The following is a 13830-nucleotide window of genomic DNA, read 5'->3' as shown; positions in this document are numbered from 1 at the left end:
ATATATCGCGAGCAAGAACACGATATATCTCGATTTGGTGCAAGGCAATGGGTAGGCAGGAATGCGCCCCCACGACCCAGACTCAGGCCGGCGCGGGAATCTCCAACCACTGGAACCAGCCGCGGTGTAGGACCAGCCAGGCCATAAGGCCGTAGCCGGCCTGCCCGGGAGCACCGCCGTTGGCAGCCAGGTCCGAGCGCCACTGCTCGTGGGCATGCAGCGGGGTGAAGGTGTCGACGTAGACATGCTTGCGGCGGGTTGTCACGTCGGCGAACGCGGCCGACAGATCGGCCAGGCGCCTGTTCCGCTCCGGGTCGAGTCCCGGCGGCGGTCCCACAACGAGCACCTTGATGCTCATCTGGGCCGCACCGTCCAAAATGTTAGCCAGGTTCAGCCTGCTCCGGGCCGTGGAAATGTCCAGGTCCAGGTCCCTGTCCGAGAGAGCAATCAGCAGACGGTTCTCCGCGTCGGGCGCGAATCGCCGCCCAGCTTCCTCCAGCCACCGCGACGCCAACGCCTCGGTTCCCTCTCCTGGGGCGGGCAGGCCGAAGGGCTCGAGAACTGCGCCATCCGACGAGGTCCTCGCCAGAACCCTGCCGAACCAGCCGAGCGCGCGCGGATCGCCCAACCCCGCGAGAAGCTCGTCTCCGACGGCGGCAAGCCTGATTCTGCGCTGTTCCACTGTTCACCTCTGGTTGCTTTGTCCGGTTTACGTCATTACGACGTTCCTATGCCACCCTACAGAAACGGAAGTGGGCAGGGTCGTAGCTGACCCTGCCCACCAACGTTTCGGGGCGTTCCTGCGCTAGCTGCGGTTGAATGCCTTCTTGATGAGGATTTCCTGCTCCACCGCGTGGTGCTTGGCAGAACCGGTTGCGGTCGAGGCCGATGCCGGGCGGGAGACCAGCTGCAGCTGACGGTCAAGATGCTGCGGCAGGTTCAGCCCGATGAAAGGCCAAGGTCCCTGGTTCGCCGGCTCGTCCTGCGCCCATACAAGATCCGCGTTGGGGTAGGCAGCGACAGCAGCCTTAATCTCGTCCACGGGCAGCGGTGCGAGCTGCTCCACCCTTACGATCGCGGTGGAGGTGTCGCCGGTCTTCGTCCGGGCCGCGGCCAGGTCGTAGTACAGCCGGCCCGAGACCAGCAGCACCCTGGTGACATCTGCAGGATTCAGACCCGCGGTGTCCTTGATGACCGGCTGGAAGCTGCCCTGCGTGAAGTCTTCGACGCTGCTTGCTGCTGCCTTCAGCCGCAGGAGCTGCTTGGGCGTGAAGATGATGAGCGGCTTCCGCGGGCGGCTGTATGCCTGACGACGGAGGAGATGGAAGTGCGAGGCAGCGCTGGTGGGGTTTGCCACGACCATGTTGTCCTCGGCGCACATCTGCAGGAATCGCTCGATCCGCGCAGACGAGTGGTCCGGTCCCTGTCCTTCGTAGCCGTGCGGCAGCATGACGACCAGCGAGGATCGCTGGCCCCACTTCTGCTCGGCCGAGGTGATGAACTCGTCAATGATGGTCTGCGCGCCATTCACGAAGTCACCGAACTGCGCTTCCCACAGAACCAGTGCGTCCGGGCGTTCGACCGAGTAGCCGTATTCGAAGCCGAGGGCGGCGTACTCGGAGAGCAGGGAGTCGTAGATCCAGAACTTGGCCTGGCCCTCGCTGAGATCTCCCAGCGGCAGCCACTCGTTGCCGTTGGCGCGGTCATGGAAGACGGCGTGGCGCTGAACGAAGGTGCCGCGGCGGGAGTCCTGTCCGGCGAGGCGCACGGGGACGCCCTCCATCAGGAGCGAGCCGAATGCAGCGATCTCGCCGAAGCCCCAGTCGATTCCGCCTTCCCGTGACATCTGCTCGCGCTTCTCCAGCAGCGCCTTGAGCTTCGGGTGCACCGTGAATCCTTCTGGGAAGTTCACGTGTGCCTTGCCGATGTGCGCAAGGGTTTCAGCGGTGATGGCCGTGCTTGCCGGGACGCCCACACCGTTGTCGGTGCGCTGGGCGATGGGGCGCTCGATGTCGGAGATGGCAGCGGCGTCCTTGGTGACAACCGGGATCGGCGAGGTCTGGGCCGCGTGCGTCTCAGCGAAGACACGCTCCAGGCGCTCCTGGTAGTCGCGCAACGCCTGCTCCGCCTCTTCCTGGCTGATGTCGCCGCGCCCGATGAGGGCCTCGGTGTACAGCTTGCGGACCGAGCGCTTCGCTTCGATGAGGTTGTACATCATGGGCTGGGTCATCGACGGGTCGTCGCCCTCGTTGTGCCCGCGCCTGCGGTAGCACACCATGTCGATGACGACGTCCTTGTTGAAGCGCTGCCGGAACCGGTAGGCAAGCTGCGCTACGCGGACCACTGCCTCGGGATCGTCACCGTTCACGTGGAAGATCGGTGCCTGGACCATCTTCGCAACGTCGGTCGAGTAGACCGAGGACCGCGAGGAGGTGGGCGAGGTGGTGAACCCGACCTGGTTGTTCACGATGATGTGGATGGTTCCGCCGGTGCGGTAACCGCGAAGCTGGGAGAGGTTGAGCGTTTCCGCCACCACGCCCTGTCCCGCGAACGCGGCGTCGCCGTGCACGAGGATCGGCAGGACGGGGAAGTTGTCTCCCTGGTCGAGGCGGTCCTGCTTGGCGCGGACAATACCTTCGAGGACCGAGTCCACAGCCTCGAGGTGGGACGGGTTGGCCGCGAGGTAGACCTTGGTCTCGTTGCCGCTGTCCGATGTGTAGGTGCCCTCGGTGCCGAGGTGGTACTTCACATCGCCCGAGCCCTGCACTGAGCGAGGGTCCTGGGTGCCTTCGAACTCGCGGAACACCTGGGCGTAGGTCTTGCCGGCGATGTTCGTCAGTACGTTCAGGCGCCCGCGGTGGGCCATGCCGATTGCTACCTCGTCCAGGCCGTCGTCGGCGGCGTCGGACAGGATTGCATCGAGCAGCGGGATAAGGGACTCGCCGCCCTCAAGCGAGAACCTCTTCTGGCCAACGAACTTGGTCTGAAGGAAGGTCTCGAATGCTTCGGCTGCGTTCAACCGGTGAAGGATACGGAACTGCTCTTCCCGGCTGGGCTTGGAGTAGGGGTGCTCCAGCTCATCCTGGAACCACTGGCGCTCCTCGGGATCCTGGATGTGCATGTATTCGATGCCGGTGGTCCTGCAGTAGGCATCACGCAGCACACCGAGGATGGTGCGGAACTTCAGCGACGGCTTTCCGCCGAATCCGCCGGTGGGCCATTCACGGTCCAGGTCCCAGAGCGTCAGGCCGTGCGTGCGGACGTCAAGGTCCGCGTGCTTGCGCTGGACGTACTCGAGCGGGTTGGTGTCTGCCATGAGGTGGCCGCGTACCCGGTAGGCATGAATGAGCTGCTGGATGCGCGCAACCTTGTTGATCTCATCCATGGGATCAACCTGGATGTCAGCACTCCACCGCACCGGCTCATACGGGATTCGCAGGGATTCGAAGATCTCGTCATAAAAGTTCTGCTCGCCGAGCAGGAGCTTGTGGATGATCCGCAGGAACTCGCCGCTGCCTGCGCCCTGAATGACACGGTGGTCGTAGGTCGAGGTAAGCGTGATCGTCTTGCTGATCGCGTGCTGCGCGAGGGTCTTCTCGCTGGCACCCTGGAATTCGGCGGGGTACTCAAGCGCACCTGCGCCGATGATGCACGCCTGGCCCTTGGAGAGCCGGGGAACGGAATGGACAGTGCCGATGCCGCCGGGGTTTGTCAGCGAAACGGTGGTGCCGGCGTAGTCGTCCGCTCCGAGCTTGCCTGCCCGTGCCCGCTTCACCAGATCCTCGTAGGCATGCCAGAACTCCGAGAAGTTCATTGTCTCGGCCTTCTTGATGTTCGGCACAACCAGGAGGCGGCTGCCGTCCGGCTTGGGCATATCGATTGCCAGGCCGAAGTTCACGTGAGCCGGCTGGACGGCGGCAGGCTTCCCGTCAATGACGTCGTAGTAGACGTTCTGCGACGGGAACTGCGCAAGGGCACGGATGATCGCGTAACCGATAATGTGCGTGAAGGACACCTTCCCACCGCGGGCACGCTCAAGGTGGTTGTTGATGACAACACGGTTGTCGATGAGCAGCTTGGCGGGAACCGCGCGCACGCTGGTGGCGGTGGGGACGGTCAGGCTCATGTCCATGTTTGTGGCGATGGCCTTTGCGGGCCCGCGCAGGACGGTGACCGTGTCCTCCTCCATCTCCGGGCTCAGATCCGACTTCGGAAGCTGGGCGGGGATGGGTGCCTTCTCCGGCTTGCTCTCGGCTTTTGCTGCAGGCTTTGCTGCCGCGGGCTTGGCTTCAGCCGGCTGAGCCGAAGCGGGCTTCGCCGCCGGAGCTTCCTTGGCCACCGGGGGAGTGCCGGATGCCTGTGTGGCGGCCGGTGATTCGCCCGAGGCCTTGGGTTCGTTCTTCTCCGTCCCGACCACCGGCAGTTCGCGGGTGGGGGGATTCGGGTTGGTGGAGGGGGCGGTTTGCTGCGCCGCGTGCCGTCCGTTCTCCGCGCCTGCGCTGTCGGCGTCGAAGGATTCGAAAAGACTCCACCACCTCTTGTCTACTGAATTCCTGTCTTGCCGGAACTGCTCATACAGCTCATCCACAAGCCATTCGTTTCCGCCGAACTCTTCGGGTAGACGGTGGTTGGGTTGTTGTGGCACTTGTTATACGCCCTCTTCCATGAGTTGCCCTGGCCCAAAATTGGTCTACTTCTGGCGCTCGCCTGACCTTGTTGACCTGCCCTTCAGTCTAGTGACAGTTTCAGGCAACATTCCAATCACTACGGCGGTGATGCAGCGCACCACGGCAACCTGTTCGGAAGGTGAACACTCAGCGGAATCAAGGGCGCGCGGGCATGGGGCATAGACTCTTTCCTGTAGTCGATTGCAGGAGCATCACGTGCGTTTCATCAACACGCCCACCACCGACCTCACCTATTCGGACGTCTTCCTGGTTCCGTCCTCGTCGGAGGTGATTTCACGGTTCGACGTCGACCTGGCCACGGATGACGGCACCGGCACCACCATCCCGCTGGTCGTTGCGAACATGACTGCAGTGACAGGCAGGCGGATGGTTGAAACCGTGGCACGGCGGGGCGGGCTCGCGGTGCTTCCCCAGGACATTCCCACCCACGTGATCAGCGAGGTGACCCAGTGGGTGAAGCAGAGGCACCTGATCTTCGAGACTCCGCTGAAGCTCCAGCCGGACAACACGGTCATCGACGCCCTGCACCTGATCAACAAGCGTGCTCACGGGGCCGTGATGGTCGTAGACGAGAACAACGCCTGCATCGGCGTGGTACGCGCCGCGGACTGTGAGGGCGTGGACCGGTTTGCGTCGCTGGAGTCGGTCATGCGTACACGCCCGCTCACTCTGGACGCGGAACTGTTCTCGGCAGACCGGGACTCCGCACTGCAGCAGGCGTTCGAGGAACTCGACGCTGCCGGTACCTCACTGGCTGCCGTATCCCGCGGCGGTGAACTCGCGGGAGTGATTACCCGCAAGGGTGCGCTGCGCTCCACCATCTACCAGCCTGCGACCGACAGCGAGGGCAGGTTGAGGGTGGCGGCCGCCGTCGGAATCAATGGCGACGTGGCCGCAAAGGCCGCCGAGCTGCTGGAGGCCGGCGTGGACGTGCTCGTGGTCGACACGGCCCACGGGCACCAGCGCAAGATGCTCGATGCTCTGAAGGCGGTAGCGGCGCTTGATCCCTCTGTTCCCATCGTTGCCGGGAACGTCGTGAGCGCCGACGGCGTGCGGGACCTTGTGGAGGCCGGTGCGTCCATCATCAAGGTCGGCGTGGGTCCCGGCGCCATGTGCACTACGCGCATGATGACGGCGGTGGGCCGTCCCCAGTTCTCGGCGGTGTACGAATGCTCCCAGGCCGCAGCCGAGATGGGTGCGCATGTGTGGGCCGACGGCGGCGTGCGGTACCCCCGCGATGTCGCCCTCGCGCTTGCGGCCGGCGCCAGCCAGGTGATGATCGGCTCCTGGTTCGCGGGCACCTATGAAAGCCCGGGGGACCTGCAGACAGACAGCCAGGGCCGCCAGTACAAGGAAAGCTTCGGCATGGCCTCGGCCCGCGCGGTCCAGAACCGTACCCGCCGCGACGACGTGTTCGCCCGTGCCCGCAAGGGCTTGTTCGAGGAGGGCATTTCCACCTCGACCATGTACCTCGATCCCTCCCGCCCAGGCGTGGAAGACCTGCTGGACATGATCACCGCCGGCGTCCGCAGTTCGATGACCTACGCCGGGGCGCGGTCGCTTGCCGAGTTCAGGGAAAGGGCCATCGTGGGCGTGCAGTCCGCGGCAGGATACGAAGAGGGCCGTCCGCTCCAGCAGAGCTGGTAGGACGACGACGGCGAAGGCCGCCGCGGCGTCGGAACCGCCGTGGCGCGCGCAGGCCGGTGCTGTAAACTGGAACCCTTATGGACAGTTCCTCTAGGGGCCGGCCCATGGCGCGCACGCAGCGAGAGGCAGCATCAATCCGATGTGCAGCGCAGCCATCCAGTGCCGGCAGACCCCGTACACATGCCCATCATTCCTCCTTCTCCGCGCCCGGTGGAACGGAAGCCTGCAGTGCAGGCACCGTAGTGCACGCCGTTCCGGCAGCGAATAGCGAGCACGCCGGATCCGCATCGGAGCCTTCCCAACCCGGAGAGCCTTCCCAATCCGCGGAACCTCCGAAACGCACCGCACCGGTTGATTCCGGTGCGCGCGTCACCGTTGAGGCGGTGATCCGTTAGTGGAGTGGTTCTATCTCCTTGCCGGGTTGCTGCTCATACTCGGAACCGGATTCTTCGTCGCCGTCGAATTCGCGCTCGTTGCGCTCGATCAGACCTACGTCCAGCGCGCGGTGGACCAGGGTGACAAACACGCCGAGCCGCTGCTGCGCTGCCTGAAGTCGCTCTCCACCCAGCTCTCAAGCTGCCAGCTGGGCATCACCCTGACCACCCTGCTCACCGGTTACGTCATGGAGCCGTCCGTTGGCCGGCTGCTCGAGGCTCCGCTGGCGTCCGTCGGTGTTCCCGAAGCACTGACCGGATCAGTCTCACTGACCGTGGCGATGATCCTGGCCACCCTGCTGTCGATGCTGATCGGCGAGCTTGTTCCCAAGAACATGGCGATCGCGCTGCCGTTCAAGGTGGGGAAGGCGCTGGCACGCCCGCAGCTCATCTTCACCGGCATCTTCAAGCCTGCGATCGTGGTCCTCAACGGCTTCTCCAACCGGGTGCTCCACCTCTTCGGCCTTGAGGCCAAGGAGGAAATCTCAGGCGCCCGGACCCCGTCCGAACTGGCTTCGCTGGTTCGGCGTTCGGCCGAGCTCGGCACCCTGGATCAGGGAACCGCCACCTTCCTTGCACGAACCTTCAGCTTCTCGGAGCGCACCGCGGCCGACGTTATGACCCCGCGCATTCGCATGGAAGTGGTCGAATCCGACCAGACGGTTGCCGACGTCGTCGAACTGGCCCGAAGGACCGGATTCTCACGCTTCCCGCTGATCGGCGATTCGCCCGATGACATCCGGGGCGTGGTGCACGTGAAGAAGGCCGTAGCGGTGCCGCGTTCCAGGCGCAGCGAGCTCGCTGCCGGCACCATCATGACGGATGTCCTGCGGGTACCGGAGACGGTCCACCTTGATTCCCTGCTGAGCGAGCTGCGGGAAGCGAACCTTCAGCTCGCCGTCGTGCTTGATGAGTACGGCGGAACGGCGGGCGTGGTGACCCTCGAGGACCTGGTGGAGGAGATTGTGGGCGAGGTCGCCGACGAACACGACAAGCTCAAGCCGGGCGTTCTCCAGAGCGCCGCAGGTAACTGGTTCTTCCCGGGCATCATGCGCCCCGATGAGGTCAGCGACCAGGTTCCCCACCTGAGCGTCCCGGACGATGCGGGTTACGAAACTGTCGGTGGATTCATCATGTCGGTTCTTGGCCGTATCGCCCAGGTCGGTGACCGGGTGGACGTGACCGGCGGGTTCCTTGAGGTTGAACGTATGGACGGGCGCCGGATTGACCGTGTGCGCTTTGTGCCGGTGGAACCGGAGGGCGCTGACGCGTCCGATGCAGGGGCCCCTGCAGCCGGAGGTGCGCGATGAGCGACTGGATGGGAATTCTCTGGCTGGTCGTGCTTCTCATCGGCAACGCCTTCTTCGTGGGTGCTGAGTTCGCCGTGATGAGCGCCCGGCGCAGCCAGATCGAACCCCTGGCTGAGGAGGGCTCAAAGCGGGCGCGGACCACGCTGTGGGCAATGGAGCACGTATCACTCATGCTCGCCTGCGCACAGCTGGGTATCACAGTGTGTTCGCTCCTCATCCTCCAGGTTGCGGAGCCGGCCATCCACCACCTGATGGTGGTTCCGCTGGAGGCCATCGGCCTGCCTGAAACCTTGGCGGACGGCGTTGCCTTCGGTATCGCGCTGGCCCTTGTGACCTTCCTGCACGTGACCTTCGGGGAAATGGTCCCGAAGAACATTTCCGTGTCCGTCGCGGACAAGGCGGCGCTTTTCCTTGCGCCCCCGCTGGTCATGGTCGCGAAGGTGGTGCACCCGGTGATCTCGACCCTGAACTGGACGGCGAACCACATCCTGCGCGTCATGCGGGTCCAGCCCAAGGATGAGGTGACTTCTTCCTTCACCCTGGAGGAGGTCCAGTCGATCGTCCAGGAGTCCACGCGGCACGGCCTGGTTGACGACGATGCAGGGATCATCAGCAGTGCGCTCGAGTTCTCGGGCCAGACCGCAGCTACGGTCATGGTCCCGCTGGACGAACTGGTCACCCTCAGCACGGACACCACGCCTGAGGAATTCGAGAAGGCCGTCGGCCGCACCGGATTCTCCCGCTTCGTGCTTGCTGATGAGGGCCATAACCTAACCGGATACATGCATATGAAAGACGTCATGACGATTCCGGATGTGGCTTACCAACGTCCGATCACCGAGAACAAGGTGCGTACGCTGGCCAATCTCGGCATGGACGATGAGATTGAGGATGCCCTTGCTGTCATGCAGCGCACCGGGTCACACCTGGCACGTGTCCTGACGCCGGACGGAAAGACGCAGGGTGTTCTCTTCCTCGAGGACGTCATCGAGCAGCTGGTCGGGGAAATCCGCGACGCGACCCAGAGCCAGGGGCTCCGCCGGACCGGTGAATCCCTGCACGAAGGTAGCGGCCTCCGCCCCGCCGGCGGCCACTAGGCTTGAATCAGCAGGAAGCGCAGGGCCGTCCCGTCAGGGGCGGCCCTGCCGCTGTCTGTACTCAGTCCCAGCCCTGCTGGGGAGTGGCACACGTGTCCCGGAACACGTATTGCGAGGGTCGCTTACGCTCGCGGCTGGACCAGTCGATCGCCGGGCGGCGCTGTTTCTGCGGAACGTAGCCAAGCCGGTATACCGCCATGAGCTCGAGGTCTTCGGGTACACCCAGGATGGACTGGACCCTCATCCAGTTGGCCGGAACCTCCATGGGGAACGAAACGAACTGGATCCCCATGCCTAGTTCAACCGTGGTCAGCCACAGGTTCTCCATAGCCGCGCCCATGCTGAAGACAGAGTAGAAGCCGGACAGTTCACCCGGCCGGTACTCCGCCCTGTCGAGCAGAACGCCGAGGAGCATGGGGGAGCCTGCCACGAGCTTTCGGTTCTCCTCGCCCAGTGTCTGGGGAACCCGAAGCTTGTTCATCAGCGTTTGGCCCGACGGGGTGAAGACTCTTTTAGTGAAGGGCCGAAGCAGCGCGGGCAGCTGATCGAAGAGCATCCCGTCACGGCGTTCGTCCATCTCTGCTTCACTGAACCGGAAGTAGCGTTTGTAGCGTTCGAAGAAGGTGCCCTCCGCCATCACTCGCGTCATGCTCTCACCGCTGATTGCCGCAATCTGTCCGATGGTTGCGGTGTCCTCGACGATGACGAAACGCCAGGGTTGGCTGTTCAGCTGGGAGGGAGCTGCGCCGGCCGCCCGCATCAGGAGCCGCTGATGCTCCTGGCTCACCGGGTCGGGCAGGAACGGACCATTGGTGGTTTTGCGGTTGAACACCACATCGAGGAACTCCACGTGCGCCCTTCGGATCGGGGAGTGCGCCTGATCAGTTGCCGGCGCCGGTCGAGAAGCTGACAGTCAAGCTCACCACATAGAAGGGCAGGGGAGCGAGCGCGACGCCGACATGGCGGCCCCGATGGCGGCGTGCGGAACCGACGTAGGGAAGCAGCGCGAGCGGCACGACGGCGGGAAGCAGGTACCAACCGGCAGTGCTGCTGCTCCATAGGAGGGAACTGACGGCGGCGAGGGTGGTAAGGACAGTGAGCACGTACAGGCCGTGATGGACCCAGCGGAAGCGTTGGGAGCTGATCCAGCCCAGACCCACGGAGGAGCCGAATGCCGCGTTGGTTGCATACGCCACGGCAGCAACCAGAAAGACCCACAGTGAGTCAGTCATGGGGCTCTTCCTGCAGAAGCCGAAGCATTCCACCATTGTGACAGCAGGCAGTTCCGCGGTTGCGATCTCCTTCGATGCGAATGATTCGCGTTTAGGTTAGAGTTTAACGACGCCATCGTGGCGGACCACCTCCCACCACCCGAGCACTTCCAAGGACACTCATGCGCATCAAATCCGCGCGCACGACGACGGCACTGGCTGCCGCTGCCATCTTCCCCCTCGCGCTGGCCGGCTGCGGCCAGCAGGCCCAGGGCTCCGCTGACAGCGGCGCTGAAGGAATCCAGGTGGTCACCTCCACGAACGTCTACGGCGACATTGTCACTGCGGTCGGCGGTGAGCACGTGGAAGTAACGTCGATCGTCAACAGCCTGAGCCAGGACCCCCATTCCTATGAGGCCACTGTTCAGGACAAGCTCGCCGTGTCCAAGGCGGACCTTATCGTGGAGAACGGGGGCGGCTACGATCCCTTCCTCCATTCCCTCGCCGACGAGGTGGACCTGGACCACGAATTCATCGTGAGTGCGGTGGACGTCGCGGGAGTCATTCCGGAGGAGGAGTCCCACGGGGAGGACGCCCATGCTGAGGAGTCCCACGGGGAGGACGCCAATGCGGAGGAGTCCCACGACGAAGCACACGGCCACGAGGGCCACGACCACGGCGCCTTCAACGAACATGTCTGGTACAAGCTCGACGCCATGGCCGACCTGGCGGGCGTAGTCGGCGAAAAGCTTGCGGCGCTGGACCCGGAGAACGCCGAAACCTACGAGAGCAACGCGGCCTCCTTCGCCGGGGAACTTGATGAACTGCTGGAGCGGGCGGAATCCCTGACAGCTGTTGCGGACGGGCAGGCTGTTGCGGCAACCGAGCCGGTGCCCGCCTACCTGCTGGAGGCGGCAGGCCTTGAGAACCGGACGCCGGCGGATTATACGGAAGCGATCGAGGAGGGCGCGGACGTGCCCGTGGCTGCGCTGAAGGAAATGAAGGAACTGGTGCAGGGCGGCTCGGTCGCACTCCTTGCCTACAACGAGCAGACGGAGGGCCCACAGACCCAGGCCGTCCGGAGTGCAGCGGATGCCGCATCGGTGCCGGTGGTGAACTTCACCGAGACGCTGCCGGACGGCGAGGACTACGTCTCATGGATGAGTGCCAACCTCGATAACATCGCCGATGTCCTGAACTCCTGACAGAATTGGCCAGTACACTCCCAACTCCGCTTCAAGGAGGCCAGTTGGCCAACGACGCCGGTTCTGCTGCGCCCCCGGTAGTGAGCCTGCGGTCGGCTTCCCTCTCCTTCGGACGCCGGACCCTCTGGCACGACCTGGACCTGGACATCCAGCCCGGCGAGTTCCTTGCCGTCCTCGGCCCCAACGGCTCCGGTAAGACCAGCCTGCTCAAGGTTCTGCTCGGCCTGCAGGAACTCGATTCCGGTACAGCTACGGTGAACGGCCACGCCCTGCATCGCGGCAGCCGGGCTTTCGGCTACATTCCGCAGCAGAAGTCGTTTGCTGCCGAAACGCCCCTTCGGGCGCGCGACCTGGTGGGTCTGGGCGTGGACGGGCACCGCTGGGGAATCCGTCGGGGCGGGGCTGAGTACCGGCGCACTGTGGACGCCCTCCTCGAGAAGGTGGGCGCGACGTCGTACGCGGACGCACCCGTCGGACGGCTCTCCGGAGGTGAGCAGCAGCGCCTGCGGGCTGCCCAGGCTTTGGCCACCGACCCGCAGATCCTCCTGTGCGATGAGCCGCTGCTGTCCCTGGACCTGCACCATCAGCAGGCGGTGAGCAAACTCATCAACGACCAGTGCCGGGACCACAACACCGCGGTCGTCTTCGTTACCCACGAGATCAACCCGATCATCGACTACGTGGACAGGGTGCTGTACCTGGCCGGCGGACGCTTCCGGGTGGGCAGGCCTGAGGAAGTCATGACAAGCGAAGTCCTCTCCGACCTCTATGACAGCAGGGTGGACGTTCTCCACAACAACGGCAGGATCGTGGTGGTCGGGTTGCCCGATGCCACCACCCACCACCATACGGAGGCCGCGCAGGGATGACATTCGACGAGATCTTCCGCGCCATCTTCACGTTCGACAACTACGCCGAGCTGCTCCCGCTCGTGCAGAACTCGTTGTGGGCAGGCGCGGTGCTGGGTCTGCTCGGGGGACTGGTCGGTACGTTCGTCATGATGCGGGACCTGGCCTTCGCGGTTCACGGGATCGCTGAGCTGTCCTTCGCCGGCGCGGCTTTCGCGCTGCTGATCGGCGCGAACGTGGTGTTCGGCTCCTTGGTCGGCTCAGTGATCGCTGCGCTGCTGCTGGGGCTGATGGGTATCCGCGCACGCGACCGCAACTCGATCATTGGCGTCATCATGCCCTTCGGACTGGGGCTCGGAATCCTGTTCCTCGCCCTTTACGAGGGCCGCGCTGCCAACAAGTTCGGCCTGCTGACCGGGCAGATCGTCTCCGTCGACCAGGTGCAGCTGGCCCTGTTGGCGAGTTGCGCCGTCGTCGTCATTGTTGCCCTCGCCGCCATCTGGCGGCCGCTGACCTTTGCAAGCGTCGACCCCGAACTTGCCGAGGCCCGCGGCGTGCCGGTGCGCGGGCTGTCGCTGGCGTTCATGTTCCTGCTGGGGGTCTCGGTTGCGCTGTCGATCCAGGTTGTCGGCGCGCTGCTGGTTTTGGCCCTGCTGATCACCCCGGCCGCCGCCGCACTGAAGGTTACGTCCTCACCGAAGCTCGTGGTGCTTCTCAGCGTGATCTTCGCGTGCACCTCGGTGGTCGGCGGAATCCTGCTGGCCCTGGGCGGGCGCATCCCGATCAGCCCCTACGTCACCACCATCTCGTTCCTGATCTACCTGGTCTGCAGGATCGTCAGCTGGCGGCGTTCGCGGAGGTCGACGACGTCCGTACCGCGGGTCGCGCAGCCCGCCTAGGCCGTGGGTTCCCCGGCCGGCGACGCGCTGCACGCGGGGCAGAGACCATAGATTTCGACGGTATGCGCCACCTCGGTGTACCCGTTCTCGGCGGCCACGCGGGCTGCCCACTGTTCCACGGCCGGGGCTTCGATCTCGACGGTCCGGCCGCACTTCCGGCACAGGAGATGGTGATGGTGATGCTCGACGGCGCATCTGCGGTAGACAGCCTCTCCCTCGCCATTGCGTAGCACGTCCACGAGGCCGTCATCGGCCATGGATTGCAGGATGCGGTAGGCGGTGGCCAGGGAAACCGACTCGCCGCGCTCATGCAGCTTGCGGTAAAGCTCCTGCGTGCTCACGAAGTCATCCAGCTCATCGAGGGTGGCACTGACCGCACGGCGCTGCCGCGTCACGCGCTGCTCCGAACCCTTGCGGGTAGGCTGTCCTGCTTCCGCCGGCATTTCGAACGGTCAACTCCCTTGCCGCCTGCGATTGAACTCGGGGTCAAG

11 protein-coding genes are annotated in these 13830 nt (G+C 64.5%); 6 read left to right on the top strand and 5 right to left on the bottom strand.

From position 1 onward, the window contains the following. Nucleotides 1-82: 82 nt before the first annotated feature. Both GC088_RS09685 and GC088_RS09680 read right to left on the bottom strand, forming a co-directional pair. Nucleotides 83-682, bottom strand: a complete 600-nt coding sequence (locus GC088_RS09685) for a GDSL-type esterase/lipase family protein (protein ID WP_323958801.1) — start codon at nt 680-682, stop codon at nt 83-85. Between the two features lie 123 nt (nt 683-805). Further along, entirely contained in the window at nt 806-4645 is a 3840-nt protein-coding gene (locus GC088_RS09680; protein WP_323958800.1) for a multifunctional oxoglutarate decarboxylase/oxoglutarate dehydrogenase thiamine pyrophosphate-binding subunit/dihydrolipoyllysine-residue succinyltransferase subunit, read from the bottom strand. A gap of 238 nt (nt 4646-4883) precedes the next feature. On the opposite strand from GC088_RS09680, the gene GC088_RS09675 reads away from it, so the two are divergent. From GC088_RS09675 to GC088_RS09665, 3 genes are all read left to right on the top strand, one after another. Continuing rightward, a complete protein-coding gene (locus GC088_RS09675; RefSeq protein WP_323958799.1) occupies nt 4884-6335 on the top strand; it encodes a GMP reductase in 1452 nt (483 codons plus the stop codon). Nucleotides 6336-6729: 394 nt separating this feature from the next. Further along, nucleotides 6730-8079, top strand: coding sequence for a hemolysin family protein (locus GC088_RS09670; protein ID WP_323958798.1), 1350 nt, complete (start codon nt 6730-6732; stop codon nt 8077-8079). Further along, nucleotides 8076-9176, top strand: a complete 1101-nt coding sequence (locus GC088_RS09665) for a hemolysin family protein (RefSeq protein ID WP_323958797.1) — start codon at nt 8076-8078, stop codon at nt 9174-9176. Before GC088_RS09670 ends, GC088_RS09665 begins: the two co-directional genes overlap by 4 nt. Nucleotides 9177-9237: 61 nt before the next feature. On the opposite strand, the gene GC088_RS09660 is transcribed toward GC088_RS09665, so the two are convergent. Both GC088_RS09660 and GC088_RS09655 read right to left on the bottom strand, forming a co-directional pair. Continuing rightward, nucleotides 9238-10026, bottom strand: coding sequence for a nitroreductase family protein (locus tag GC088_RS09660; RefSeq protein ID WP_323958796.1), 789 nt, complete (start codon nt 10024-10026; stop codon nt 9238-9240). A gap of 31 nt (nt 10027-10057) precedes the next feature. Further along, nucleotides 10058-10408 carry a hypothetical protein gene (locus tag GC088_RS09655; protein ID WP_323958795.1) on the bottom strand — a complete coding sequence of 117 codons (351 nt, stop codon included), beginning with the start codon at nt 10406-10408 and terminating at the stop codon, nt 10058-10060. A 161-nt stretch (nt 10409-10569) separates the two neighbouring features. Here GC088_RS09655 and GC088_RS09650 point away from each other — a divergent pair, with 161 nt between their 5' ends. The 3 genes from GC088_RS09650 (at nt 10570) to GC088_RS09640 (ending at nt 13339) form a co-directional block, all read left to right on the top strand. Then, the gene (locus GC088_RS09650) at nt 10570-11592 is read left to right on the top strand and encodes a metal ABC transporter solute-binding protein, Zn/Mn family (protein ID WP_323958794.1); all 1023 of its coding nucleotides are present in this window, start codon (nt 10570-10572) and stop codon (nt 11590-11592) included. A gap of 80 nt (nt 11593-11672) precedes the next feature. After that, entirely contained in the window at nt 11673-12461 is a 789-nt protein-coding gene (locus GC088_RS09645; RefSeq protein WP_323962027.1) for a metal ABC transporter ATP-binding protein, read from the top strand. After that, on the top strand, nt 12458-13339 hold the full coding sequence (locus tag GC088_RS09640) for a metal ABC transporter permease (RefSeq protein ID WP_323958793.1): 882 nt from the start codon (nt 12458-12460) through the stop codon (nt 13337-13339). Before GC088_RS09645 ends, GC088_RS09640 begins: the two co-directional genes overlap by 4 nt. Here GC088_RS09640 and GC088_RS09635 read toward each other — a convergent pair. Then, on the bottom strand, nt 13336-13782 hold the full coding sequence (locus GC088_RS09635; protein WP_323958792.1) for a Fur family transcriptional regulator: 447 nt from the start codon (nt 13780-13782) through the stop codon (nt 13336-13338). The two genes, GC088_RS09640 and GC088_RS09635, sit on opposite strands and share 4 nt — an antisense overlap. Nucleotides 13783-13830: the final 48 nt, after the last annotated feature.

The sequence above is a fragment of the Arthrobacter sp. JZ12 genome, from assembly GCF_035189165.1.
Lineage (GTDB): Bacteria > Actinomycetota > Actinomycetes > Actinomycetales > Micrococcaceae > Arthrobacter_D.
This window is presented reverse-complemented; position numbering and strand designations above follow the sequence as displayed.